The organism is Bombella dulcis (assembly GCF_026385505.1).
Lineage (GTDB): Bacteria > Pseudomonadota > Alphaproteobacteria > Acetobacterales > Acetobacteraceae > Bombella > Bombella dulcis.
This window is the reverse complement of sequence record NZ_JANIDV010000001.1, coordinates 242,796-269,058: the sequence shown is the minus strand read 5'-3', so window position 1 is coordinate 269,058 and position 26,263 is coordinate 242,796. Positions and strand designations below refer to the sequence as shown.

Genomic DNA, 26,263 nt, shown 5'->3' with positions numbered 1-26,263 from the left:
ATATATCAATTTGCAAAATATTTTACGCAATTAAGCCAGATCAACAAAAGAGCTGCCAGACATGAGTTTTTATCATGGCCGATAGATGATGACACCATCTTTACACGGCTACGCATATGGGCTTTAAGTAAAGTGGAAATCATTTCGAGTAACAATTTTACAAAATTCATAACATCATTAAGCGACGACATCTTCTGGAATAATTACAGCCAACGTGATCTATTAACTACCATAGAAAAACGATGGCAGACTCTCTCCCTTCCATCGCGCAATAAAATTGAAATGAAAATACTGAAAGGTCCCAGACAGGAGTCATGGGAAACACGCAAGGCCTTCGCAAAAAGACGAGCTTGGCGAATTCTGGAACGTCTCCTATGGCTACAGAAATCAGGTTGCGTACTGTCTCCTTCCACCTGCGAACAGATACAACGACTTCGCCTCATCGTGCCGGACTGGCATGATGGTCGTGCCAAAGACGCAATCGTCCCGCAAGGAAGTCGTTCTGGAACAGTAACAGTAAATACTGATTATAATGTACTCATGTACATTCCCCTTTCAGACGTATTGCAGCGAGCCGAACAGGCAAGAAATCAGTCAGACGATTTTTTGATCAAATACGAACCTTTTATCGGCCTCATTGAACACTATCCAGTCCGTGCCTTTACCGCATTAACCAGAGCAGCAAAGAAAGGAGATTTCCCACTATGGGCATGGCAACAGTTTCTAACCTCAAAAATATGGAATTCAACAAATCACACACAAAAACAAGGCCGCCTTTTCCATACTATAGCCAAGAGACTCACCAGTTATGATGATAAAAAATTCGCCGATTTACTCAATTTCTCCAGCAATTTTCTTTATTACTTTAGCAAAATACTGACAAAGAAATACATTTCTACCTTTGAAAACCTAGTTAACAAGTCAATAAAAAATCTTTATATTAATCCCAATATAGAGCATTCATCCAATGCTCATACCTGCGATGCTTCCGACTGGGTTATAACGACAATGTTTTCACCCAGCGGCCTCATAGCACACTCCCTTTTCAACGACCCTCGCAAAGAAAATCTTCTTCCAAACGAAGGTCTGCCGCCAGAATGGCTAAAAAACATAAGTTCGTTATTATTCCGTCATAGTAGCTTTCAAAAAACCATACTTACAGTTCTATTCTTACATATTGACTGGTTTTTCTCTATCGATCCAAAATGGACTATAGAAAACTTATTGCCATTATTTAAAGATAGCAACGAAAATACCTGCTGCGCTGCCTGGTCCGGCTTTTTACATGATGCAGACACACCACATCAGGAACTTTTTCTACAAATCAAAGAAGACTTGCTACAATTTACCAACCCCCCCCTCATCCATGCCGCTCCTATACTAGAACTGTTGCGACCATACTCCTGGCAGGATGGGGGACCAAAAATAACTCTGAAAATAAAAGCCTCCTTTCTGATGCAGAAATGAAAACTTTACTCTTAAACGTTGATGAGCATGTCCGTGTTTTTATCCTGAAGCAGGCCCAACAATGGGCTGATGAGAGATATAAAATTTCACGCAAAGAATGGAAAAAATTACTCCCAAAGCTACTCGAACTTTGGCCTCGCCAGCTTCGTACCAGGTCACCTGCCGTATCGGCAGCACTCTGCGAAGTGGCTTTGTTCAGTGGCGATCAAATTCCCACGTTATTCGAAATAATTCCACGTCATTTATGCAAAGTCAATCAGCACTGTTTTATCGACACAACATCCTGGAAATTCAAAAGTGGTACAATACGAAAGTATTCTCACGAAATAGCAGATATCTTATACAGGATACTACCAGAAAATCCGTATGATTGGCCTTATGGCATGAGCGATATTATAAAAATCCTTGAAGAAGAAAACAAAAATATCAACAAAAATGAAAAATTTACCACCTTAAAAAGATACTTGAGCACCTTAGATAGGATCTAGTCTACCTCACCCACATACTAATTTTCAATTAGGACTCATAATGAAACTAAAAATAACAACGCCACTATCAAACGCATAGCGGCGTTGTCTAACCGAAAACGCTCCTTAAAACCTCACTCCCACTCGATCGTGCCTGGCGGCTTGGAAGTAATGTCATAAGTAACACGGTTGATGCCACGCACCTCGTTCACGATGCGGCCAGCGACACGGTTGAGGAACTCGAAGGTGAAGGGATAGACCTCGGCGGTCATGCCATCCGTGCTGGTGACGGCACGCAGGGCACAGGCCTGATCGTAGGTACGGTCGTCACCCATCACGCCCACCGTACGGACGGGCAGGAGAACCGCAAAAGCCTGCCAGATTTCGTCATACAGGCCAGCCTTGCGGATTTCCTCCAGATAGATGCTGTCCACCTTCCGCAGGAGGTCCAGCTTCTCCCGGGTGATGTCACCGGGAATACGGATGGCCAGCCCCGGCCCCGGGAATGGATGCCGCCCGACAATATGCTCCGGCACGCCAATCTCACGGCCCAGCGCACGAACCTCATCCTTGAAGAGTTCACGCAGCGGCTCGACAAGCTCCATGTTCATCCGTTCCGGCAGACCGCCCACATTATGATGGGACTTGATGGTCACGGACGGCCCGCCATTGAAGCTGACACTCTCGATCACATCCGGGTACAGCGTCCCCTGAGCAAGGAACTGCGCCCCGCCCAGCCTGGCGGCTTCCTGCTCGAAAACTTCAATGAAGAGACGGCCAATGGTCTTGCGCTTCACTTCCGGGTCCGTCACCCCGGCCAGCTCGCCAAGGAACAGGTCGGACGCATCACGATGGACCAGACGGATATTGAAGCGATCACGGAAGGTTTTCACCACCTCATCCGCTTCACCGGCACGCAGGATGCCCGGATCAACGAAGATGCAGGTCAGCTGATCACCAATGGCGTCATGAATCAGCTTGGCTGCCACGGAGCTGTCCACCCCGCCGGAGAGACCGCAGATCACCTTGCCGTCACCCACCTGCTTGCGGATACGGGCAATTTCAAGATCACGGAAACCGGCCATCGTCCATGTGCCGAAACAGCCCGCCACGTCATGCGTGAAATTGCGGATCAGCTCCGCACCATGCGGCGTATGCACCACCTCCGGGTGGAACTGCACGCCATAGATGCGGCGTTCCTCATTGGCGATGATGGCAAACGGTGCCCCCTCGGAATAGGCCACGGCCCTGAAGCCCGGCGGCAGGGCCGCCACACGGTCACCGTGGCTCATCCAGACCTGCTCACGCCCGCCCTGTGCCCAGAGACCATGGAACAGCGCACATTCCTCGGCAACATCAATATAGGCACGGCCAAACTCGCGATGATCGTGCGTTTCCACACGGCCACCCAGCGTATGACACAGAACCTGCTGGCCATAGCAGATGCCCAGAATGGGACGGTTCAGCTCCAGCAGACCCTCCGGCAGGGTCGGTGCATTGTCGTCATGCACGCTGGCCGGACTGCCGGAAAGAATGATCCCCCGTGGGTTGAAATCACGGATTTTCTCCAGCGAGGACGTGAACGGCCAGATTTCGCAATAGACCCCGCTTTCCCGCACACGGCGGGCAATCAGCTGGGTCACCTGGCTGCCGAAATCCAGAATCAGGATGCGGTCTTCATGAAGGGTTTCATCAAGCTGCTGAAAAGTGTCTGCGTTTTTCTGCGTCAAGTTCCGGCCCTCGCCTGCTGGATATGGCACAATGCTTAATTCGTGCTAGTCTCTATAGGACGATAGACCGCCAACGTCATCCTTATTCTCCACCGGTTTTTACCTTCCGGAAAAGATTTCTGCGGTGGCCGGCACACCGGAACCATACTTTCAGGAACAGCACATGCGTCCCGCTTTTCTCACCTGTCTTGTCAGTCTCTGCACACTGGGGGCCTGCTCCTCCCTCCCCGACCCGGCGGCTGACCCCTATGGCCTGTGGATGGGGAAGCTTGTCACCGAGCAGGGCATCTGCCCGACCAGCGACATGTCCTCCCTCCGCATCCGTGGGCATGAGATCGTCTTCAATCCCGGCATGACCTCCTCCACCCTGCGTGGCACTTACGAAAAAGGCCAGCAGCACTATCTGGCCGAGCTGACCGACAAGGGAATGAACGGCACGCCCTACCGGCAGTCTTTTGATGGCTACCCGGTCGGAACGGCCATTGGCGGCACCTATATGTCGCCCCGCTGCCGTGCCCATGTCTCGCTCACCCGCCGCTGAACCGGCCGGACAGGGCATCCCGCTGGAAAATATTTAAAAAACTTCCAAGCGGGGTTGCACTACCAGAAAAGACCAGATAGAACTTTTACCAACATAGCGCACCCGTAGCTCAATTGGATAGAGCACCAGACTACGAATCTGGGGGTTAGAGGTTCGAGTCCTCTCGGGTGCACCATGCCATTACAGGCCCGGCATTCGGGCTATTGCACCCGTAGCTCAATTGGATAGAGCACCAGACTACGAATCTGGGGGTTAGAGGTTCGAGTCCTCTCGGGTGCACCATCATTCTCCCTGAGAACATGTTGCGAATGATGAACGGGCAGGCGTGAAATCTCCGCCGGTCGTTCCTCTTTCCTGCCGGTTGCACCTTTCCATTTTCGCTGCTGATCTGTAATCATGCGGGCATGACTTCGACACGTCCCGATCCGACACTTCAGAGCCTCCTGAACAGCCATCCCAACCTGTCCTACGAGGGCAGCAAAGGGCTGGTCATGGAAGGCACTCCCTTGGCAGACCTTGCCAGACAGCATGGCACCCCCTGCTGGGTCATCAGTGCAGACACGCTGCGCCGTCGTGCCCGTGCCCTGAAGGACGCTTTCGAGGCGAAGAACCTGCCCGTTCACTGCCATTTTGCCGTCAAGGCGCAGGACCATCAGGCCTGCCTGACCGTTCTGGCACAGTGCGGTTTCGGAGCCGATGTCGTCAGCGGTGGTGAGTTGCGCCGTGCCCTTGCCGCAGGCATCCGGGCGCAGGACATCGTTTTTTCCGGCATCGGCAAGACGGATGAAGAGCTGGAACTGGCCATCCATCACCAGATTGGCCAGATCAATGTTGAGAGCGTGGAAGAGCTGCACCGCCTCGACGCTCTGGCACGAAAGCTGGAACGACGTGCCCGCATTGCCTTCCGGGTCAATCCGGACATTGACGCCCAGACGCACAGCAAGATCACGACAGGGCGGGCCGAAGACAAGTTCGGTATTGCCCACGACACCGTCCCTGCCCTCTACCGCAAAACCCAGACAGACATGACCGGCGTGGAGCTGATCGGTCTTGCCGTCCATCTGGGGAGCCAGATGGTGACGGAAGCCCCCTTCCGCAGGGGCTATGAGCGCATCGCCTCTCTGGTCAGAACCCTGCGGGCAGACGGTCTGCATGTCAGCGACATTGACTGCGGCGGCGGTCTTGGCATTGCCTATCGTGATGAAAAAGCTCCTCCCCCTTCCATGCTGGCGGAGGTCATTGCCGAAACGCTGGGTGATCTGAACGTGCAGCTCCATGTAGAACCGGGCCGCTGGCTGGCCGCTCCTTCTGGCGTGCTTCTGGCCCGTGTCATCGACGTGAAAGAGGCTGCCCGCCGTTTTGTTATCATTGATGCAGGCATGAATGAGCTGGTCCGCCCCGCCATGTATGATTCCTGGCACGGCATCCTCCCCCTTCACACTCCAGAAGACACCACAGCCGGGGATGTCGTGGATGTGGTCGGCCCCATCTGTGAGAGCAGCGACATCTTCGCGCGCCAGCGTCGCCTTCCTTCCCTGAAGAAGGGCGATCTGGTCGCTCTTCTGGATGCCGGGGCCTATGGTACCGTCATGAGTTCCACCTACAATTCACGGCCTCTTGCCGCACAGATCATGATTGATGGCGACCGGCAGGCTGTCATCCGCAGACGCCAGACGCTTGATGAACTTCTCGCACAGGAAGCCGTCCCCGACTGGCTGGCCCATCCCTGACATCGTGAAGGCTGCCCTTCTCCCTCCCCGCTTTGCCCGTCTCAAACGGCAGGCCTACCGTCGGCTGCGTGTCGAACAGTACTGGTACCATGCCCGCTGGCCCGCCCTGCTGGCCGGACTGTGGGGCTGTGCGGCTCTGCTCCATCTTCCCCAGTCACTGCCGGACTGGCTGCACGGCCTGCTGGAGCTGGCCTGCTTCGGCACTGTCATCGGATGGGCAGTCCGGTGTCTCCACCATCTCCCACGCCCTACCCTGAAGCAGGTTGACCAGCGGATTGAACGGGATTCCGGCCTCGGGTTCCCTCCACTCGCCGCCCTAACAGACAGTCCCGCCCTGCCGGGGAACCTTCCTGAAGACCAGAAGCTCAGGGAAGGCCAGCTCTGGGCCATCCACCGGCAGCGGCTTCTGGCGTCTCTGGAGACGCTCCATCTCCGCCCGCCCCGTTTCTTCCCACACTGGGCAGGCTGGCTGACGGCCTCTCTGGTCGTGGCGGGTCTCTTCGTGCTTGGCTGTTTCTCCGGAACACAGGCGGGCCTCCAGCTGAAAGCGGGCTTCATCCCCGGCATGGATGATGACGCCACACCCATCCCCGCCATGCAGGTATGGATCGACCGACCCTCCTACGCCCCCGGTCCTCCCCTCTTCCTGTCAGCCCACGGCACGGCCCCCCTTTCACTGCCGGAAGGTGCCCAGCTTCATGTTGTCGTGGAAGCCCCTGCCGGTCGGCCCTCCCTGCACGGTGCCGCTCATGTTAGGCACATGCACCTGCATAATGGTGGCTGGCAGATTGAAAGCATCCTCCAGAAAAGTGCTACCGTCACCCTGTCCATCCGGGGCCGCAGGCTGGGACGCTGGTCCATGCAGATCAGTCCCGATACGCCCCCCGATGTCCGCTGGACAGGCAGGGCAGGAGCCAAAGACCAGGACTGGTATACCAGCTTCCCCTGGTCCGTGGCCCAGCCTCATGGTGTTGCAGAGCTGGAAGTCCAGCTCCAGCCCATCATTCCGCCTTCCCGTCAGGCTGACCCGAAATACCGGCTGGTACGTCCTCTCCCACTGGAAAAACATCCGTCCAGGGCCAAGGGGGAGACACGGCTTGACCTTTCTGACAGCCCCTTTGCCGGACTGGACGTCGTAGGCGCACTCTGCGCAAAGAGCGGGTCAGGAAAACAGAGCTGCTCCCAGCCGCAGACCTTCCGTCTGGGGCACCGCCCGTTCCATGACCCGCTGAGCCGGGCACTGCTTGAACTGCGGCTCCATCTTGCCACGGGGCAGGCCAACCAGACACAGGCGGCTCATATGCTCGGTCTTCTGACAGCTCTGCCCCTGCCCACGGACCTGTCCTTTCCACTGGTTCTCCTGCAACATCAGGCCGCCGGGAACCTGTCCGTCAGTGCCCTTAATGATCAGCTCTGGTTCATGGCCCTGTATGCGGAAGACCGCTCCCAGTCTGGCAGGGACATTGCCGCCTCCATGCTGCATGTCCGTGCCCTGCAGAATGCCATAAGGCTGCATCTCCTTGCCCTGGGAGAGCACCCTGCGCCACCGCCATCAGGCGAACAGCAGACACTGCATGATGAGCTGGAAAAACTGAAAGCTGCCCTGGATGGCCATATGGCTTTCATCTTCCAGAAAGCCAGCCGGAATGGCCTGATCATGCCCATGCCGGGAGGCCGGGGAATGCCCTGGGTCCATCTGGCCGGACGGGTCCAGTCCGATGCCCTGGCAGGGAAAACACCCCAGGCTCTGGAACATCTCCGTGACATGGTGGAACCTGCCGAACAGCTCCGGCAGGCCACCCTGCCCGACATGCAGGCTCTGGCAGCCTCCATGCAGGCACAGGCAGAAGCCCGCACGCAGCGTCTCGCCCTGCGGGACCTCATCCGGCAGGAAACGGACCTGCTGAACCATGCCCAGAAACGCCTTTCTGCCGAGCAGCCTCCCCCGGAAACGGATGCCCAGCACAAGGACATCTCCCAGATGTCCACGGCCGAACTTCTCAGCCAGCTGGGCATGGCGACTGCACCCGCTGGTGCCTCAGCACTGAACCAGGACGCTGTCCTGCGCCATGCCGATGCCCGCCAGCAGGACCATGCCACACAATATGCCCTGCGCCTGCTGGCCAGAACACTCAACCACCGTGGGGAAACCCTGACGAAAAAGAAAATGTCCAATCTGCTGAAAGCAGAAAAAGACATGGGGCTGGTGCTGAAAAGTCTGGCCACCCGTCAGGATGAGGACAGCGTGAAAAACATTCAGACCGTCCTGAACGACCTTTCACAGTCCCGGCATGACATGAACCAGAACCAGTCCGAGGCCAGCAAAGGCAGCAAGGGACGCCTCGGCTTCATTCCACCGCCATCCTCCGCCAGCTCTCCAGATGAGCAGAATGGTGCCACCACGGCCTCACCTGACGACGACCCGAACAGTGGTCAGGATGATGACAGCCACGATGAGGACGAGAAACAGCCTGACAATCAGGACCCTCTGGGCCGGAAGATGGATGACAGCCCCGACTCTGATGCCCACATCCCGGATCATGAGCGCAACCGTGCCCATGACATCGAACGTGAGCTGCAACGGCGGGCCTCTGACCGTACCCGCCCCCAGAGTGAGCTGGACTATCTGAACCGCCTGCTGGCACCTCTCCGTCAGCCACACTGACGGAGGCAGGAGCATTCCTCAGAGACTGCAGCGATGGTCCTGCAATTCTTCAGTAAATGCCCAGTTCATCCCGTGGGCACGGCTGCGCAGTAACAGGAACTGTCCTTTCAGGGGGGTGATGACCAGTCCATAATATCCCCGCTCCTGACTGTCCGCCCCTTCAGGAAAAAAGGGAACACTCAGCAGGGGAGACGGTGTCAGGGATGGGATCAGCCACCAGTGATACTCATGCCCACGCAGCATGACATCTCCCTGCTCTCCCTTCAGACCAGTCACGATCTGCCGGATGTCTGCCCGCAGGCAGTCAATATGGACATGAAGCTGCTCCTGACTGCGGATCGTGCGGGAATTGATGGCCAGAGACAGCCGGTCATCCGGGATGGAATGGCCATAGGCCCTGCTTACAAGGTTCCGGTGGGTCCATGCCGCCTGCACATAGTCGGGTGTATCCGCCTTCAACAGGGCCTCTTCCTCAATGCCATGCAGTCGCCGGGTCGGCAGGAGAAGATACTGACCCTTTCCAGCCCTGACCTTGTACAGGACATATCCCTTCTCCGGGTCATAGACCGTGCAGGGCTTGTGGTCAGGCGTCACGCCGCACTGCTGGACGACCCGCCAGAGCGCATTACTACCATGATGAAGACTGGCAAGGGCGGGCGGCAGCATGACCGCCAGTATGAACACGCATCCCATGAACCCAAAAAGGACAGGGCGTGTGAGAAACCAGACACCATGATGGTGCTGGTTCCTTTTCGGCGTCACGGCCGTTATCGCAGCAGAGGTTTCAGCCCCAGAGCTTCGGCCAGACGATCCAGCTGACGGGAGATGGCACTGCCACCAGAACGCAGACGGCTCCCATGCAGGCTGAGCACCAGCTTATCATCCTTCACGGCAAGATGCGTGCCTTCCAACAGGACATCCGTACCAGCACACAGCGTATAGACCAGCCGCAGGGCCAGCCCCAGCTGGATGGCGGCCTCGTACCGCTCCTTGCTCAGCAGGCGGCGTGAAGGCTCCAGCACCGGATCATCCCGGTTCACCTCATACCGCACGGCCAGCACGAGGGCGAGAAACGCTCGTGATTCATGGGAAAAGCCTACACCATGACAGTACAGGACACGCCGGTAGGTCTGCTCGGCCCGATATTGTGGATGATCATAGGAACCGATGTCAGAAATGATACAGGCCAACCTGAACTGGGCTGCCAGAAACGCATCTTCCACCCAGTCCAGCCCCGTCAGGAAAACCGGAGCCACCCATGTGATCAGGGGTTCAGCCAGAGACGCATTGCGACCCAGCCGCCCTGCCATCTCCCGGGCCAGAGCCTCCATGGGGTTCTCTTCCGCAACCGAGGCCGCAACCTCACGCATGTACCAGCCTTCCCGCAGCCCTTCCGCGCTGAAGACGACCTCCTGCGCTTTCGTCTGTGCCAGCAGGGCCAGCAGCACCTGGGCAGCAAAAGGTGCATCAACCATCCTCTTGCGAGGCACGTTGCCGATCTTTTCCATCTGCTTGCGGCTGGCCCCGATGATCCATTCGGCCATTTCTTCCGCCTCATCCCGGCCAAGACGGAAGAGATGCACCATGTTCAGGGGATAGCCCATGCGAGCGATGTGCAGCCGGGCCAGTGCCCGGAACGCCCCGCCCACCAGATAGAGCGGCTTCCCGGCCACCGTCTCCAGCCATGTCACATCCGCCAGGGTCTTTCTGGCAATCTTGCCAGCGTCCCCCAAATCTTCCTGTGACCGTTCCCTCAGCCGGATCACCCCAAGCGGGGTCGTGCCAGCCTCAAAATAGGAGCCATCCTTCACACGGATCAGCTCAAGCGATCCCCCGCCAATATCCGCCACGACGCCGTCAGCATCAGGCAGGGCACAGAGAACACCGGCAGCGGAATAATCGGCTTCTTCCTCGCCATTCAGCACACGGAAGCGGGCCTCCGGCATACGGGCCACCGCTTCCCTGACAAAATCCGCCCCGTTATGAGCATCCCGTACGGCAGCGGTGGCAAGCACGTCGAAAGGGTCCACCTTCATGGCCTGACCGATCGCCTGATAGCGGGCAAGGACCTCCAGCGCGCGGCTGATGCCTTCCTCGCTCAGCATGCCCGTGGCCTCCAGCCCCGCACCGAGGCGCAGCGTGGCTTTCTCATTGAAGATGGGGACCGGATTACGGGCCACACCTTCATACACCACCATCCGCACGGAATTGGAACCAAGGTCCACGATCGCAGCCCGGCAAGACCGTCGCTCTTCCCACTGCGCTGCCGTATGTACCATTCTTACGCCTCCTTCACAGGCCCTTCCCCTTCATGGGAGTCCGGCCGAGGATTCGCCGGAACGTCTGCGGGGTCCGGCTGGGGATTCACCGGAGCTTCTGCCTCTTTATCTGAAGAAAACGCCTTTTCCATAAAATAATTATGTGCGGAAAGAGGGCTGGGGCCGGGGTCGACACGTTTCCAGCCACCATCCGGCAGCATTTCCCAGCTCTGCAGGGTATCGCTGACATTCACCACCATGATCTCGCCGAGGATGCGGTCATAGGCCTCCTCATCAAGGATGGGCACCATGGCCTCGATGCGCCGGTCCATGTTCCGCTTCATCCAGTCAGCCGATGCGATGAACAGTCTGGCATGGCCGGATGGCAAGGCATGGCCGTTACCAAAGGCGAAGACACGGGCATGTTCCAGATACCGCCCCACGATGGACCGGACCTCAATCCCCTCGGAAAGCCCCGGAACACCCGGCCGCAGGCTGCATATGCCACGCACCACGATGGTGATTTTCACCCCTGCCTGTGACGCTTCATAGAGCAGGTCGATCAGCTTCCTGTCCACGAGGCTGTTCATTTTCAGCCATATCTGGCCGGGGCGTCCGGCACGGACATGCTCCATCTCATCCCGCACCAGTTTTTCCAGTGTCGGCCGGATGGTGACTGGCGAGAAGGCCACGGCCTCAAGCTCCGGTACGGCCGCACCGGTAATGCAGTTGAAGAGCCGGGCACAGTCCTCAACCAGAACAGGGTTGCAGGTGAAGTAGGAAATGTCGGTGTAAATCTTGGCCGTATTGGGATGATAGTTGCCCGTGCCGTAATGGGCGTAGGACTGGAGATGATCCCCTTCCCGCCTGACAACAAGGATCATCTTGGCGTGGGTCTTGTAGGCGGCAAGCCCATACACCACCTGCACGCCTCTGGTTTCCAGGGCACGGGCAAGACGGATGTTGGCCTCTTCATCAAAACGGGCGCGCAGCTCGACCTCGACCGTGACGGACTTGCCCGCCTCGACCGCCTCAATCAGGGCATCCACGATCGGGCTGTCATGAGATGTCCGATAGATGGACTGCTTGATGGACAGCACATCAGGGTCCCGTGCCGCCTGCTGAAGAAAATGGACAACTGTGTCGAAGCTCTCATAGGGATGATGGACGACGAGGTCTTTCTCCCGAATCGTGGCGAAATAATCCCCGTTATGCTGCATGACACGCTGCGGAATGCTGGCATGATAGGGCCTGAAGAGCAGCTCGGGCCTGTCCGAGATGATGAGCTGCTTGACATCCCCCACACCAACCATCGTTTTCAGATGGACGACCTCATCCCTGGCAACACCCAGCTTGCGGAGCAGGTGCTTCGGCAGGTGCCCGTCCACCTCCAGATGGATGCAGACCCCACGCCGCCGCTCCTTCACGGCCTTCTCGAAGGTGTTCAACAGGTCCTCGGCATCTTCCTCAAGCGCAACATCCAGATCACGGACGAGGCGCAGCATGCTCAGGCGTGTTGCATGCATCCCCGGATAGAGCCGCTTCGCAAAATGGGAGATGACATCTTCCAGCATGACGAACCGGATTTCACCATGACGGTCCGGCAGACGGATAAAGCGGGGAAGCTGCTGCGGCAGCAGCACCATGCCATCCATAACATGCTGCCGCGTCTTCGGCTCCCTGAGATGAAGGACCAGAGCCTGCCCGCCACTGAAGATGAACGGCAGCGGATGCGTCGGGTTCAGTGTCAGGGGTGTGAGGACAGGAAAAAGCTGTTTCTCGAAATAGGTGGCCAGCCATTCCTGGTCATGATGATGCAGCTTCCCGACATCCTTCAGGAGAATGTCATTCTTTTCCAGCTCATCCTGCATGGACAGCCAGATGCGCTGCTGCTCCTGCTGGAGATGCCATGCCTGACGCCGCACCGCCTCAAGCTGCTGGGCCGGGGTAAGGCCCTCAGGGCTTTTCTTCCCGCTGCCACTCTTCAGCTGATCCACCAGACCGGCCACACGGACGGCATAGAACTCATCCATATTGCCCGCACTGATGGAGAGAAAACGCAGCCGCTCCAGCAGCGGCGTTTCCGCATTCTCGGCTTCATCCAAGACACGCTGGTTGAAATCCAGCCAGCCAAGCTCCCGGTTTATGAAGCGGGCGTCATGCGTCTGCTTCACCCCGCTTGCCATTGTCGTCTCAGTGAACGTCACGTCGTCTACTATGGGCATGTACTCTCCCTCCCCCGCTGGTCAACAGTCGATGCCTGCTCATTATCATCCTGATAATGCCCACCCTTTCGTTGACATGGCAATTCGTAACGCAGTATTTCAGCCCTGCAGCAAAAGAATGAGAGTCCGGCTGGACAGGATTTTCAGGGACGGCAGCCGGACCTGTTCACTACCTGAATCGACATGGATGGTCTCTCATTCTTCTTCACTGAGCAGTGTACCCAATACCTCCACGGCCAGAGCACGATTTATGGATGTTCCCCGCTTCATGGCCGCTTCATCCAGTTTTTCCACCGCCTGGACGAGAGCAGCCCCCGTCCTAGGAAGACGCCGCCAGAGCCAGTCCGTGACAGACTGCGGCACGACAAGCTGTCGTTCTGCCAGAAGGGACAGCAGAAGGGTCACTCTCAGCCCGTCTTCCGGTTCCTCCAGACCGACCGTAACCGTCGCCCTAAGACGACTCGCTAGGTCTGGTATCTGGAAAGGCCGACGGGCCGGAGGACACTGGGCGGCCATCAGCACGCGCCGCCCGGCCGCATGGGCACGATTGAGCAGATGCAGCAGGGCCACCTCATGCACCAGACCTTCCAGATGGTCGATGACAAAAGGGACTTTCCCCGGTTCCAGCTTCTGTCCTTCCACGAGGATGGCACCATCACCATCACAGGCAAGGGCGGAAGCCTCAAACTGTACGGCCCGGTTCTGCATGGCCCAGACATGCAGCAGATGACTCTTGCCTGTCCCCGACGGCCCCCAGACCCAGAGACGCCCCTCCGGCCAGCGGGGGCGGGCCAGCCAGGCCCGTGCCGATGCATTGGACGACCCGGCGATGAAACGTTCAGCCGAAAAGGGACGATCCTGTTGCAGGTCCAGTGCCAGCTGTGCCCGTATGCCTGTCATCGCTGCTCCATCCATCCCTTCATGCCGTCCCACCCCATACAGGACGGAGATGCCTCATTCCCCCATCATGCCGGAATGATTTGACAGCCCCGCTCATTCCGTCTTCGTGCAGGATGCTCTATAAGAGGGGCAGCATCAACCAGCAGGGACATCATACCCCCATGACCAAGACATCCTCCTCCCCCAGTGCCAGTTACGCCGCAGCCGGTGTGGACATCGAAGCCGGAGATGCCTTGGTTGACGCCATCAAGCCTGCCGCCAAGGCAACGGCCCGCCCCGGTGTCATGGGCGGTCTGGGCGGCTTTGGTGCCCTGTTCGACCCCAGGGCAGCGGGTCTGAAGGACCCCGTCCTTGTCAGCTGCACGGACGGCGTGGGAACAAAACTCCTGCTTGCCATCGAGAGTGGCCTGCATGACGAGATCGGCATTGATCTTGTCGCCATGTGCGTCAATGACCTGATCGTCCAGGGGGCCCAGCCCCTCTTCTTCCTTGATTACATGGCGACGGGCAGCCTCTCCGTTTCCGTCGCACAGCGCATCATCAAGGGCATCGCCAATGCCTGCAAGGAAAGCGGCTGCGCCCTCGTAGGTGGTGAAACGGCCGAAATGCCAGGTCTCTACGGCAAGGGCCATTACGACCTTGCGGGCTTCAGCGTCGGGGCCGTGGAACGTGATGCCATGCTGCCCGCCACCATTCATGAAGGCGACAGCCTCATCGCCCTGCCCTCTTCCGGCGTGCATTCCAACGGCTTCTCCCTCGTCCGCCATATCGTGGATGCTGCCGGTCTGAGCTGGAAAGACCCCGCTCCGTTCTCACCGAAACAGACACTGGCTGAAGCCTTCCTGACGCCCACACGCCTCTATGTCAGCACCGTTCTCGCCCTGCATGAAAAGAAGCTGATCAATGGCTGTGCCCACATCACCGGCGGCGGCCTGCCGGGGAACCTCCCCCGTGTCCTGCCGGAAGGTCTCGGCGTGGAAGTGGACGGCCAGAGCTGGCCTATCCCCGGCATCTTCTCATGGCTGGCTGAACAGGGGCCTGTCAGTGAGGAAGAAATGCTGAAGGTCTTCAACTGTGGCATCGGCATGGTGCTGGTCACCAGCGAGCCGGAAAAAGTCATGGCAGAACTGGAACAGCGTGATGAAGAAGCCATGCTGATCGGCCGTGTCGTCCGCAGCAGCACGCCGTTCCGCCTCACCTCTCCGCTGAATCTGGGCTGATCCGAGTCATGGTGAAGAAAACCCCCATCGCCGTTTTCATCAGTGGCCGTGGCAGCAACATGGTCGCCCTGATGGAGGCCTGTGCCCGCCCGGACTTCCCTGCCGAAATCGTCCTCGTCCTGAGCAACCGGGCCGACGCTGCCGGGCTGGACACAGCCCGCAAGGCCGGGATCAGGACTCTCTGCATCCCGCATAAAGAGTATGGCAGGGACCGTGAAGCTCACGAACGGGCACTGGATGAAGCCGTGCGGGAGTCCGGGGCAGAGCTGATCTGCCTTGCCGGATACATGCGGGTCCTGACTCCCTGGCTGGTCCGGCAGTGGCAGGGGAAAATGATCAACATTCATCCCAGCCTGCTTCCTGCCTTCCCCGGCCTGCATACGCATGAGGCTGCCCTGAAGGCTGGCGCAAAGGAGCATGGCTGCACCATCCATCTCGTCACGGATGGCGTGGATGAAGGTCCCATTCTTGCGCAGGCCCGTGTTTCCGTCCTGCCCGACGATGATGCAGACACTCTGGCTGCCCGTGTTCTGGAACAGGAACACCAGCTCTATCCGGAGACGCTGCAACGGTTCATTGAAGAACGGCTCTGACCGGGCACTAAAAAAGGGAACCAGTTGCGGCTCCCTTTTTTCATGGGGCATGATCCCCACCTGTTTCCGTTCAGGAATGGATCAGGGCAGGATTTCTGTCTCGGCAAAGAAGAAAGAAATCTCACGCTTTGCGTTCTCAAGGCTGTCAGAGCCATGAACGGAGTTTTCGCCAATGCTCTGAGCATAGAGCTTGCGCACTGTTCCTTCAGCAGCTTCGGCCGGGTTGGTGGCACCCATCACGTCACGATGATGAGCGACGGCGTTCTCGCCTTCCAGAACCTGCACGACCACCGGAGCGGAGCACATGAAGGACACCAGTTCACCGAAGAACGGACGGTCCTTATGGACTTCGTAGAAAGCACCAGCCTGCTTTTCTGTCAGCTGGATGCGCTTCTGAGCCACGATACGCAGGCCGGCATTCTCGAATACAGTATTCACCTTGCCGGTCAGGTTGCGGCGTGTGGCATCAGGCTTGATGATGGACAGTGTACGTTCCAGAGCCATAAGACCCTCCTCGGTAATAGACGTCTATAATCTGCCTCCCCTAGAGGAAAAAACCTGCTTCTGGTAGTATTGTGGGTATCTTTTTTCGCATTTTCATGTCCTGAGGGCCTGCGTGAGCTTACTTACCATTAATGACCTTACCTTGCGCATCGCAGGCCGTACCCTGCTGGATCAGGCGTCCCTCACCATCGAACCGGGACGACGCATCGGGCTGATCGGCCATAACGGAGCGGGGAAATCCACCCTTCTGGCCGCCATTGCAGGCGACATTGCGCCTGATGGCGGCAGCATCACCTTTTCCGGCCGGGCCACGATGGGACGTGTGAAGCAGGAAACCCCATCAGGTGACCTCTCCCTGCTGGAAACGGTGCTGAACAGCCATGAGGAACGCACCCGCCTTCTGGCCGAGGCCGACAGCACGACAGACCCGACCCGTCTGTCAGACATTCATGAACGCCTGCTGGCCATTGATGCCCATAGTGCCCCGGCCCGGGCCAGCACCATTCTTGCCGGTCTGAGGTTCGATCAGGAGGCCCAGCAACGCCCGGTCAATGACTTCTCCGGTGGCTGGCGGATGCGTGTGGCCCTGGCCAGTGCGCTCTTTCTGGCCCCCGACCTCCTGCTGCTGGATGAGCCGACCAACCATCTGGACATTGAAGCCACGCTCTGGCTGGAAAACTGGCTGGCCCGCTTCCCCGGTGCGGCCCTGATCGTCAGCCATGACCGTGCCCTGCTGGATAACAGCGTGCAGGCCATTGCCCATCTGGACCAGAAAAAGCTCTCCCTCACCCCCGGCGGCTACGAACGCTTCGTGCAGATACGCACGGAACAGCGGCTCCAGCAGAACCGGCAGGCCGAGAAGCTGGCCGACCAGAGGGCGAAAATGGAAGCCTTCGTGGCCCGCTTCCGGGCCAAGGCCACGAAAGCAAAGCAGGCCCAGTCCCGCCTGAAAGCTCTGGCTCGTCTCCCCCAGATTGATGCGGTGGTGGAAGACACACCCACCCGCTTCTCCTTTCCCGATCCCGGTGCCCTGCCACCCCCCATACTGAAACTGGATGACGTGTCTGTCGGGTACGGCGACAGAGCCATCCTGCGCCGCCTCTCCCTCCGACTGGACAGTGATGACCGGATCGCCCTGCTGGGGCGCAACGGGCATGGCAAATCCACCTTTGCCAAACTTATGGCGGGGCAGCTTTCTCCCATGTCAGGGCAAGTACAAGCCTCATCCCGTCTGCGGGTCGGCTATTTCGCCCAGCATCAGACGGATGAGCTGATTCTGGATGAAACACCCGTCCAGCACATGGCCCGCACACTGAAGGATGCCACCCCGCCACAGGTCCGTGCCCAGCTCGCCCGTTTCGGCCTGGATGCTGAACGGGCAGAAACACCCGTCCGCAGTCTCTCCGGTGGTGAAAAAGCCCGCCTTCTTCTTGCGCTGGCTACCCGTCATGCCCCGCATCTCCTCCTGCTGGACGAGCCGACCAACCATCTGGACCTTGACGCCCGTGATGCGCTCATCCGTGCTCTCGGAGAGTTTGAAGGAGCCGTCATTCTCATCAGCCATGACAGCCATCTGGTGGAATCCGTCGCCGATCAGCTCTGGATTGCCGAGAATGGCACGATCACGCCCTTTGAGGGCGACATGGATGATTACCGCACATGGCTGGATGAACGGGCCAGACAGGCCACGCAGGACAGCCAGCGTCAGTCAGCCCGCTCCCGGAACGGAACGGCCGGTGCCGGACAGCCGGACAAAAGCCAGCAGCGTGCCCAGCGCAAGGAACAGACTCGCCAGCTGGCTCCGCTCCGCCGCAAAATCCGTGATCTGGAAACCCGGCTGGAACGGCTGGCCAAGGCCAGGACACAGCTGGAAGCCAAACTGGCCGACCCGGACCTCTACCAGTCCAGCCGTGCCGAAGACATCGCCACACTGAACAGCGACCTTGCCCTTGTCAGCCAGAAACAGGAAGAAACCGAAATGGACTGGCTGGAAGCACAGGATGAGCTTGAAAACTCCGTAAATTGACCGCAGAAAAAAGAGCGCACATTATTCCTTCCCGTTTCCGTTACCGCCTCTGACAGGACCCGCCCAGCCGATGTCTTTCTTCTTCAGCCGTCCACCCGTTCCTATAGCCCAGCAGACTCCAGCCAGTGCGCTGGACCGCATTTACGGGATCATGCGCCTGACGCTCTGCCTGTCCCTCATCATGCTGGCCGTCTGGCTGCTTGGCGAAGTCCTGGCCGTCCTCTTTGCCGCCGCGCTGATGGCTATTGTCCTGCATGGGCTGGCCCGCATCCTGCGCCGTCACATGCAGTTCATTCCTTACCCGGTGGCGGTCAGCCTCGTGGCCCTTGCCGTCATCGGTCTCATCACCGCTCTGGTCTGGAGCAACGGGCCGGCCATCGGGGAACAGTTCATCAGCCTGAAGAATGCTCTGGTCGTCCAGTCCGGTGACATACGCTACCACCTCTCCCAGACGACCATCGGGCAGATGGTGCTGGATCATCTGCCCGTTTCACTGGGCGGAAATGACAAAACCACGCCGCTCAGCAGCTTCGGGTTCGGGCTTGCCGGGTCCGTCACCGGCCTGCTGGGCAGCGCATTCGGGCTGGTGGGAACACTCTTTGTCGTGCTGATCTCGGCCTTCTATTTTGCCGTATCGCCTTCCCTCTACATCAACGGGTTTCTCCGGCTCGTCCCGCCCCACCAGCGGGAAACCGCCCGTAACCTCCTCTATAGTGCAGGCAACACCCTCTGGGCATGGACGGCAGGACAGGCACTGGACATGCTGGCTGTCGGCCTTTTCTCCGGCATCGGCCTGTATCTGATCGGCATTCCGCTGGCCCTTGCTCTGGGCGTGGTGGCAGGACTGTGCAACTTCATCCCCTATATCGGAGCCATTCTGGGGGCCGTACCGGCCCTGCTGATCAGCCTTTCCCTCGGCACGCGAGAAGCCCTCTTCGTGGCCATTCTCTACAGCGTCATCCAGTTCTGTGAGGGGAACATCCTTGCCCCCCTCATCCAGCGTCGGGCCGTTCACATGCCGCCTGCTCTGGCCATTCTTTCGCAGAGCGTTTTCGGGTCCATTCTTGGCGTTCCGGGGCTTGTTCTCGCCTCACCCATCACGGCCGCACTTCTGGCCATGTTCGACAAGGCCACGCCACCGCTTGCCGATGCCACCAAGACACAGCTTGAAACCAGCGAGCTGACACATCAGGAAATTGCCAGGAGCAGACAGGAAAAAATGGCCGCAAAAAAAGAGGAGGAAGAGCCGGACTCTTCCTCCTCAAAGAAAAAATGACACCTCTGCTGATAGCAGAAACCTAGTCTGGCAGATGGAGCGTACCACGTTCAAAAGAACGCATCCGGTACGCCCCACCTGCCTTGGTCTGGATGCCCACCACATCGGCACCGTGCCGGAAATGCCAGGTTGAAAGAATGACGGACTGCCCGTCAGCACTGGAAAGCTGGTAGACCGCCTCGGCAGGAACATCCTTGGGGGGGACCTCACCCGCAATGCCCCAGCCTGTCTGATGCTGGTGCAGCCACTGATTCATGGCAACAATCTCGTCCGCCATGAGATTGCGCTCATCTCCGGCCTCATGCAGGGTGCCACGGGTGATGTCCGGCAGGCTCCAGGGGCGCAGGATGGGCCAGGCCACTGTCCATATCAGAACGACCGGGACGATCACGGCGACCGCAAAAATCAGAAGAAACTTGTTATTGCGGCTCATCCTGCTCCTCCGCCCATTGACCAGTCACTGCCAGCACCCGCCCGACAGCCTCATCTGAAAGATCGGCATGAATCGGCAGGGCCAGCACCCGCTCTCCTACAGTCTCCGCCACCGGCAGGGCAACACCATCATGCTGCGCCTGATAGGCAGGCTGCTGGTGCAGCGGCTTGGGATAATAGATGGCCGTGGCAATATCAGCCCCGGAAAGGCGATCCCGCAGACTGTCCCGCAGGGCACGGGATGGCAGGGTCACACAATACACGGCCCAGGCACTCCGGCTGTCCGGCACCCGTACAGGAGGACGGACCAGAGCGGGCAGCCCGGCATCATAAGCCTGCGCCACGGCCTCACGCCGTTTCAGCTCATCCTCAAAAACATCCATCTTGCTGAGAAGAACAGCCGCCTGAAGACTGTCCAGCCGGGCATTGAGGCCAATACGCTGCACCTCATACCGCTGCCGGCCCTCTCCGTGGCTTCTCAGGGAGCGGTAGAGAGCCGCCTTCTCATCATCATCCGTCAGGATGGCCCCACCATCGCCATATCCCCCCAGCGGTTTGGACGGAAAAAAAGACAGCGTGGTGGCTCCGGCCTCATGCCCGAGCTTCCGGCCCCTGTAGGAGGCTCCGAAAGACTGGGCGCAGTCTGCAAACAGAAGCAGCCCTTCCCGGGCCGCAAAGTCATTCAGCTCATCCCACGGGGCTGGCTGCCCGAACAGGTCCACGCCAATGATGGCTTTCGGCTCCAGACGCCCCGCCCGCCGAACATCAGCCAGCCTCTGCTCCAGAGACGACAGGCTGATCTGAAAGGTCTGCGGGTCCACATCCACGAAAACCGACACCGCCCCCAGCAGAAGAACGACTTCTGCCGTGGCGGTGTAGGTGAAGGCTGGCAGGAACACGGCCATGCCGGGACCAATCGCCTCAGCCATCAGAACGGCCAGAAGGGCATCCGTCCCGGAAGACACGCCAATGGCATGACGTGCCCCCCCATATCGAGCCAGCCGTTCTTCCAGCTCCGTAACCTCCGGCCCCATCACGAAGCGGCAGTGAGCCAGCACCCTGTCCAGCCGCTCACGCAGGGCCAGGCCAAGACGCCTCTGCTGGGCTGGCAGGTCAAGGAAAGGAACAGGCTCCGGCAAAATGTCAGCCAGCCCGACGTGTCTGGAACGAAGCGACGGAAGACAGAACCGGCGCACGGACGACGATATCGTCACCGCTGGCCTCTTCCATCACGCCACGCAGGCCCCGCAGATAGGCGGACCCTTTCAGCGTACGCTGGACGAGAATGGAGCGGCGGTCCAGCGGGTCCACCTTGCGGCGGGCAAGGTCCAGCTCACTCAGACGATCCAGCGCACGGGTGATGGCGGGCTTGGACACGTTGAGCGACTGGGCGAGACCCCGCACCGTATGTGCTCCATCCTCCAGATAACAGCTCAGAAACACGGCCAGCTGACGGGCTGAAAGGTCCGGCCCTTCGCCACGCACTGTAAAAACGATCGTATCACGCAGCAGCTGAAGCATGCGGTTATCAGCATTCCGACTCATAATATAGGGCCTCATCGCTCCCAGTTTCAGACTACACCCCCACTGCGCGCACCCGCTAACAGGATGCCGGATCACATCATCATGGAGATGTTTCGTTTCCTGCTGATGTGACGTTTTTATATCGAAATGACAAGAACTCTCAGTGCAGGGCAGCCATTCGCAAAACGTTTTTCCATCATGTTTCGTAACGAAAACAGATTTCTATGGTGCCCCACACCGATTGTTACTTTTTAGAAACTTTCCGAGAACGCACGGAACAGTGCCCTCAAGGCCAGAACCTCTCCCCCTGCGGGGCGTCCGGGACGGGCCACGTCGTTCCATGCGTAGGTATCCACATGCGCCCATGTCTGACCTGAGGGCACGAAACGCTGAAGGAACAGGGCCGCCGTGATGGCCCCCGCCATGGGCCGGGATGAAAGATTGTTACAGTCGGCAATCGAACTGTTCATCCACTCATCATAATCTCCCCAGAGAGGAAGCTGCCAGAGAGGGTCATGCATGTCCTTTCCGGATGCCAGAAGATGCTCTGCCAGGTCATCATCGTTACTGAACAGGGCAGGCAGGTCAGGCCCCAGAGCCACACGGGCCGCACCGGTCAATGTTGCGGCATCCAACAGCACGTCAGGCTGGCTCTCGGCCGCTTCCGTCAGAAGGTCTGCCAGAACGAGGCGTCCTTCCGCATCCGTGTTGCCCACCTCGACACGCAGCCCCTTGCGGGTCATCAGCACGTCTCCCGGCCGCATGGCATGGCCGGAAATGCTATTTTCCACACAGCCGAGACGGATCTCCAACGCAATGTCGGCTTCAGCATCCATCAGGGCGCAGGCCAGGGCCAGCATGAGGGTGGCACCCCCCATGTCCTTCTTCATCTTCGCCATGGAGGCACCCGGCTTCAGGTCATAACCGCCCGTATCGAAGCAGACACCCTTCCCGACAAGAGAGAGACGTGGTGCCTCCTTCGTCCGGCCTTCCTTACGACCGATCACGACCACAGAGGGTCGGTCAGACCCGGCCCCGACCGCCGCCAGACAGGGATAGGCTTTCTCCAGGGCTTCGCCTTCCACCAGCTCCACGGAGGCCTTCCGCTCTTCCAGCATGGTGCGGGCGGCTTCAGCCAGTTCCGCTGGCCCCATAAGATTGGCAGGCGTATTGATGAGGTCCCTCCCCAGCCACGCCGCACGGGCCAGAATCCGGGCCTCCCGCCCCGATGAAGCCGGAATGCAGAGTTTCGGTGCTGCCTTCGGCTCCTTCCCGGCTTCGCCCTTCAGCGAGTAGTCATAAGCTCCGAGGCAGAAGCCCAGAATCAGCTCTTCCAGCACGGCGTCGTCCAGCCCTTCCAGCTGTGGTGCCCAGTGCCCTGCCTTCAAATGGACAGGCAGGGCACCATAAGGCATGGGGCCTTTCCCCGTTTCCACGCAGAAGATGGCACCTGACACGCCCTCCTGTCCCGGCAGCAGGGTGAACTGCCCTGCACGGCCCTCGAAGCCCTGCTTCCGCAGGAAGGCTTCATGCTGGCCCAGCAGACGGGACAGGGCGGCCCCGTCACCGGCTTTCACCAGATGAAGCGGCAGAGCCGGACCTCCCTCATCGGGCGTGCAGAGGGGTAAAAACGGAGCGTCAGACATATGAATACCGTCCCATCATCCAGAGCGTGACTCTGGCCTTGCTGAAAAACTCTCTGGAATGTCTTGCTTTTCTCCCTTCCAGGCAAGATCATTCCGGCCATGACGGGACCATATCCATCCTTTACCACGGCCGCCTCCCAGCCGCCGGGACCGATCCATGCCGTGCTCGGCCCCACCAACACCGGCAAGACCCATTATGCCCTGACCCGCATGATGGCGCATCAGAGCGGCATCATCGGCTTTCCTCTCCGCCTTCTGGCACGGGAAAATTATGAGCGTCTCGTCAAACTGAAAGGCGAACGCCATGTCGCCCTGCTGACCGGTGAGGAAAAGATCATTCCACCGGGTGCCCGCTGGTTCTCCTGCACGGTGGAAGCCATGCCGCTGGACCGGAAGGTGGATTTTGTCGGCATTGACGAAATCCAGCTGGCATCCGACCCGGACCGTGGGCACATCTTCACCGACCGCCTCCTCCATGCCCGTGGCAAGGGGGAAACGCTCTTTCTGGGAGCCGAAACCATCCGTGGGCTGCTCCGGCAGCTCATCCCCGGCATCACGATCGAGACCCGTGCCCGCCTCTCCCAGCTGACGAATATCGGGCCGGTCAACCTCACCCGTCTGCCGCCCCGGTCCGCCATCGTGGCCTTTTCCGCCACGGAGGTTTACGCCATTGCCGAGGCCATCCGCCAGAAACGGGGCGGCTGTGCCATCATCATGGGGCGTCTCAGCCCCCGCACCCGCAATGCTCAGGTGGCCCTCTACCAGAACCGGGATGTGGACTATCTCGTGGCAACCGATGCCATCGGCATGGGGCTGAACATGGATGTGGACCATGTCGCCCTTGCCGCCCTGCACAAATTTGACGGCCAGAATTCCCGTGCCCTCACCCCGCAGGAAGTCGCCCAGATCACCGGGCGGGCAGGCCGTGGCATGAGAGACGGCACCTTCGGCACCACAGCGTCCTGCCCGCCCATGAGCCAGGAACTCATCAAGGCCGTGGAAGACCATCATTTCGAGTCCATCAAAGCCATCTACTGGCGGCAGACCAACCTTGATTACAGCTCCCCCGAAACGCTCCTTCACAGCCTGATGAGCAAACCGCCCCGGCCCGGCCTGATCACCGGACGGACAGCCTCTGATCTGGACGTGCTGACCGGCCTCATGCAGATGGAAGACATCCGGGAGGTTGCCCGGGGACACAAGGCCACGGAACTGCTCTGGGATGTCTGCCAGATTCCGGACTTCCGCAAGCTGGGCGACGGCAGCCACACACGCCTCTGCGCCCGCCTCTTCCTTGACCTGCTGAAGCATCGCCGTATTCCTCCGGCATGGATGGAGGGGCAGCTGCGGGGACTGGACCGGCTGGATGGCGACATGGACACGCTGATGCACCGGCTCTCCGGTGTGCGGGTCTGCGCCTATGTGGCGGCCCGGACAGGCTGGATGCATCAGAGCCGCCAGTGGCAGGATCGCTGCCGTGCGGTGGAAGACCGTCTCTCCGATACGCTGCATGAACGGCTGAAGGAACGCTTCGTCAACAGACGGGCCACGGTCCTGCTCCGCCGCCCTGAACCCGGCTCATCCTCCGATGCCCTATATGCCGTGACACCCCAGAACCGCATCATTGTGGAAGGCCACGAGATCGGCCGGATCGTCGGCTTCGGGATGCAGATTGATACACCCACTGACAACCGGGAAGGCGAGCTGCTGCTGAAAGCTGGCAAACGGGCCTTGCGGCAGGCCATGCCTGCCCGGATACGCCATTTCCTGAAACAGGGGGACAACCAGCTTGTTCTGGGCAATGACAGGCAGATTCAGTGGGAAGGAGCGGCCATTGCCACACTCGCCCGTGGCGATGACCTGTTCCATCCCTTCATCCAGCTCCTGCCGGGTGAATTTCAGGACAGCCACCAGAGCCGCCAGGTGCAGACCCATCTCCAGGCCCTGATTGCAGAACGGATCAGCACCGCCCTGCTTCCTTTCTTCCGACTGAAGGAACAGCTGCGGGACAGCCCCACCCTGCGCGGCCTCTATTACCGTCTGCGGGAAGATGGTGGCACCACCCCGACCCTGCCTGAAGACCGGACCCTTTCCCCGGCGGACAGGAAACGCCTCCATCGCAGTGGCGTGCGCATCGGATGGCGTCAGATTTACTGCCCGCAGCTGTTCCGTGCAGCCAGCCTGCCCATGATGGTGCTGCTTCACAACATCTGGCACGACCGGAAGCAGAACACGCCGGATGCTGCCCGCATCTGCCTGCCTGCCGAAGACTACCCGACACCCCCGCCTGGATGGGAACGGGCCGGACCTGTCCATGTCCGGCTGGACAGGCTGGATGCCCTGCTCTCCCGTCTCCGCCCGCATGGCAGACAGCCTGGCCGCTCCTTTGTCGCCCCCGACTCACTGGCCTCATCCCTTGGACTGAAGGGGATGCTCCTGCCTGACCTGCTGAAAAGCCTGGGCATCCCCCATCATGCCGCCCGGCCGCTGACAGCCGATCAATATGGCCCCGCCTCTCCGCTTATCATTCTGGGACGGGCGGGCCGTAAACCCCTACAGCCACGCTCCCGCCAGAACAGGACTGCAGACCGCCACAGGAACACCCACCAGAAGCCCAGGCCGCCCCGCAGGGAGCAGAAGACTGCCCGCAGGCTGGCTGATTCACCCTTTGCCGCCCTCCAGAACTGGTCGTCTGGCAGATGATGGATGAACAGCGGCTTGACCTCTGGCTCTATTACACGCGGCTGGCAAAGACCCGCGGCCTCTGTGCCGCCTTCATCCGCAAGGGACGGGTCAGAATCAATGGACAGAGGACACACAAGACTCATGCCCGCCTCCGTCCGGGTGACATCGTCAGTTTTGCCTCCCCTCACCGTCAGGGGGAGGTCTGCGTATGGCGTGTCATGCAGCTGGGAGAACGCCGTGGCCCTGCCAGGGAGGCCGCTCTCCTCTATGAACGGATCGAGGAAAAGACGGCCATTTTCTGACAATAGACTTGCAATATACCCTTTGCTTTCGGCATATCAGTGCTGGAATCATTGATATGGGCCGTTTGGCTG

Annotated in this window: 21 protein-coding genes and 2 tRNA genes; 13 read left to right on the top strand and 10 right to left on the bottom strand. The window is 59.2% G+C overall.

Features of this window, described 5'->3' with window-relative positions:
- The first annotated feature begins 132 nt into the window (after positions 1–132).
- Both NQF87_RS01205 and NQF87_RS01200 read left to right on the top strand, forming a co-directional pair.
- Positions 133–1,467 carry a hypothetical protein gene (locus NQF87_RS01205; RefSeq protein WP_266126602.1) on the top strand — a complete coding sequence of 445 codons (1,335 nt, stop codon included), beginning with the start codon at positions 133–135 and terminating at the stop codon, positions 1,465–1,467.
- Positions 1,464–1,955, top strand: a complete 492-nt coding sequence (locus NQF87_RS01200; RefSeq protein ID WP_266126601.1) for a hypothetical protein — start codon at positions 1,464–1,466, stop codon at positions 1,953–1,955. The genes NQF87_RS01205 and NQF87_RS01200 overlap by 4 nt, the downstream gene beginning before the upstream one ends.
- A gap of 113 nt (positions 1,956–2,068) precedes the next feature.
- On the opposite strand, the gene guaA is transcribed toward NQF87_RS01200, so the two are convergent.
- Positions 2,069–3,664, bottom strand: coding sequence for a glutamine-hydrolyzing GMP synthase (guaA, locus tag NQF87_RS01195; protein WP_266126600.1), 1,596 nt, complete (start codon positions 3,662–3,664; stop codon positions 2,069–2,071).
- 163 nt (positions 3,665–3,827) lie between these two features.
- Here guaA and NQF87_RS01190 point away from each other — a divergent pair, with 163 nt between their 5' ends.
- From NQF87_RS01190 to NQF87_RS01170, 5 genes are all read left to right on the top strand, one after another.
- The gene (locus NQF87_RS01190) at positions 3,828–4,205 is read left to right on the top strand and encodes a hypothetical protein (RefSeq protein WP_266126599.1); all 378 of its coding nucleotides are present in this window, start codon (positions 3,828–3,830) and stop codon (positions 4,203–4,205) included.
- A 98-nt stretch (positions 4,206–4,303) separates the two neighbouring features.
- Positions 4,304–4,380: transfer RNA gene (locus tag NQF87_RS01185), tRNA-Arg, on the top strand.
- A gap of 30 nt (positions 4,381–4,410) precedes the next feature.
- A tRNA-Arg gene (locus tag NQF87_RS01180) sits at positions 4,411–4,487 on the top strand.
- Positions 4,488–4,609: 122 nt separating this feature from the next.
- Positions 4,610–5,935 carry a diaminopimelate decarboxylase gene (gene lysA / locus NQF87_RS01175; protein ID WP_266126598.1) on the top strand — a complete coding sequence of 442 codons (1,326 nt, stop codon included), beginning with the start codon at positions 4,610–4,612 and terminating at the stop codon, positions 5,933–5,935.
- Positions 5,886–8,600: a DUF4175 family protein gene (locus NQF87_RS01170; protein ID WP_266126597.1), complete on the top strand. Its 2,715-nt coding sequence runs from the start codon at positions 5,886–5,888 to the stop codon at positions 8,598–8,600. The genes lysA and NQF87_RS01170 overlap by 50 nt, the downstream gene beginning before the upstream one ends.
- An 18-nt stretch (positions 8,601–8,618) precedes the next feature.
- Here NQF87_RS01170 and NQF87_RS01165 read toward each other — a convergent pair whose 3' ends face one another.
- The 4 genes from NQF87_RS01165 to NQF87_RS01150 all read right to left on the bottom strand — a co-directional run bounded on the left by NQF87_RS01165 (position 8,619) and on the right by NQF87_RS01150 (position 13,983).
- Positions 8,619–9,362, bottom strand: a complete 744-nt coding sequence (locus tag NQF87_RS01165) for a CDP-diacylglycerol diphosphatase (RefSeq protein WP_266126596.1) — start codon at positions 9,360–9,362, stop codon at positions 8,619–8,621.
- A gap of 5 nt (positions 9,363–9,367) precedes the next feature.
- Positions 9,368–10,879 (bottom strand): Ppx/GppA phosphatase family protein, encoded by a 1,512-nt coding sequence (locus NQF87_RS01160; protein ID WP_266126595.1) that lies wholly within the window; start codon positions 10,877–10,879, stop codon positions 9,368–9,370.
- A 2-nt stretch (positions 10,880–10,881) separates the two neighbouring features.
- The gene (locus tag NQF87_RS01155; RefSeq protein WP_407651975.1) at positions 10,882–13,083 is read right to left on the bottom strand and encodes an RNA degradosome polyphosphate kinase; all 2,202 of its coding nucleotides are present in this window, start codon (positions 13,081–13,083) and stop codon (positions 10,882–10,884) included.
- Between the two features lie 195 nt (positions 13,084–13,278).
- The gene (locus NQF87_RS01150; RefSeq protein ID WP_266126594.1) at positions 13,279–13,983 is read right to left on the bottom strand and encodes a DnaA/Hda family protein; all 705 of its coding nucleotides are present in this window, start codon (positions 13,981–13,983) and stop codon (positions 13,279–13,281) included.
- Positions 13,984–14,144: 161 nt separating this feature from the next.
- Between NQF87_RS01150 and purM the strand changes: the two genes are divergently transcribed.
- Entirely contained in the window at positions 14,145–15,203 is a 1,059-nt protein-coding gene (gene purM, locus NQF87_RS01145; protein WP_266126593.1) for a phosphoribosylformylglycinamidine cyclo-ligase, read from the top strand.
- Between the two features lie 8 nt (positions 15,204–15,211).
- Complete coding sequence (purN, locus tag NQF87_RS01140; RefSeq protein WP_266126592.1) at positions 15,212–15,796, top strand: phosphoribosylglycinamide formyltransferase; 585 nt, start codon at positions 15,212–15,214, stop codon at positions 15,794–15,796.
- An 81-nt stretch (positions 15,797–15,877) separates the two neighbouring features.
- Here purN and ndk read toward each other — a convergent pair whose 3' ends face one another.
- Positions 15,878–16,300, bottom strand: coding sequence for a nucleoside-diphosphate kinase (gene ndk / locus NQF87_RS01135; protein ID WP_043560494.1), 423 nt, complete (start codon positions 16,298–16,300; stop codon positions 15,878–15,880).
- Positions 16,301–16,412: 112 nt separating this feature from the next.
- Between ndk and NQF87_RS01130 the strand changes: the two genes are divergently transcribed.
- Together NQF87_RS01130 and NQF87_RS01125 are read left to right on the top strand one after the other, a co-directional pair.
- Positions 16,413–18,326, top strand: coding sequence for an ABC-F family ATP-binding cassette domain-containing protein (locus tag NQF87_RS01130; protein ID WP_266126591.1), 1,914 nt, complete (start codon positions 16,413–16,415; stop codon positions 18,324–18,326).
- Between the two features lie 70 nt (positions 18,327–18,396).
- Positions 18,397–19,602, top strand: a complete 1,206-nt coding sequence (locus NQF87_RS01125) for an AI-2E family transporter (protein WP_266126590.1) — start codon at positions 18,397–18,399, stop codon at positions 19,600–19,602.
- A 22-nt stretch (positions 19,603–19,624) separates the two neighbouring features.
- On the opposite strand, the gene NQF87_RS01120 is transcribed toward NQF87_RS01125, so the two are convergent.
- The 4 genes from NQF87_RS01120 to NQF87_RS01105 all read right to left on the bottom strand — a co-directional run bounded on the left by NQF87_RS01120 (position 19,625) and on the right by NQF87_RS01105 (position 23,204).
- The gene (locus NQF87_RS01120) at positions 19,625–20,035 is read right to left on the bottom strand and encodes a hypothetical protein (protein WP_266126589.1); all 411 of its coding nucleotides are present in this window, start codon (positions 20,033–20,035) and stop codon (positions 19,625–19,627) included.
- Complete coding sequence (locus NQF87_RS01115) at positions 20,022–21,173, bottom strand: DegT/DnrJ/EryC1/StrS family aminotransferase (protein WP_266126588.1); 1,152 nt, start codon at positions 21,171–21,173, stop codon at positions 20,022–20,024. Before NQF87_RS01115 ends, NQF87_RS01120 begins: the two co-directional genes overlap by 14 nt.
- Before the next feature lie 4 nt (positions 21,174–21,177).
- Positions 21,178–21,579 (bottom strand): MarR family transcriptional regulator, encoded by a 402-nt coding sequence (locus NQF87_RS01110; protein ID WP_266126587.1) that lies wholly within the window; start codon positions 21,577–21,579, stop codon positions 21,178–21,180.
- Between the two features lie 230 nt (positions 21,580–21,809).
- Positions 21,810–23,204, bottom strand: a complete 1,395-nt coding sequence (locus NQF87_RS01105) for a leucyl aminopeptidase family protein (protein ID WP_266126586.1) — start codon at positions 23,202–23,204, stop codon at positions 21,810–21,812.
- A 99-nt stretch (positions 23,205–23,303) separates the two neighbouring features.
- Here NQF87_RS01105 and NQF87_RS01100 point away from each other — a divergent pair, with 99 nt between their 5' ends.
- Both NQF87_RS01100 and NQF87_RS01095 read left to right on the top strand, forming a co-directional pair.
- Positions 23,304–25,907, top strand: a complete 2,604-nt coding sequence (locus NQF87_RS01100; RefSeq protein WP_266126585.1) for a helicase-related protein — start codon at positions 23,304–23,306, stop codon at positions 25,905–25,907.
- Entirely contained in the window at positions 25,904–26,191 is a 288-nt protein-coding gene (locus NQF87_RS01095) for an RNA-binding S4 domain-containing protein (RefSeq protein WP_266126584.1), read from the top strand. Before NQF87_RS01100 ends, NQF87_RS01095 begins: the two co-directional genes overlap by 4 nt.
- The last annotated feature ends 72 nt before the right edge of the window (positions 26,192–26,263 follow it).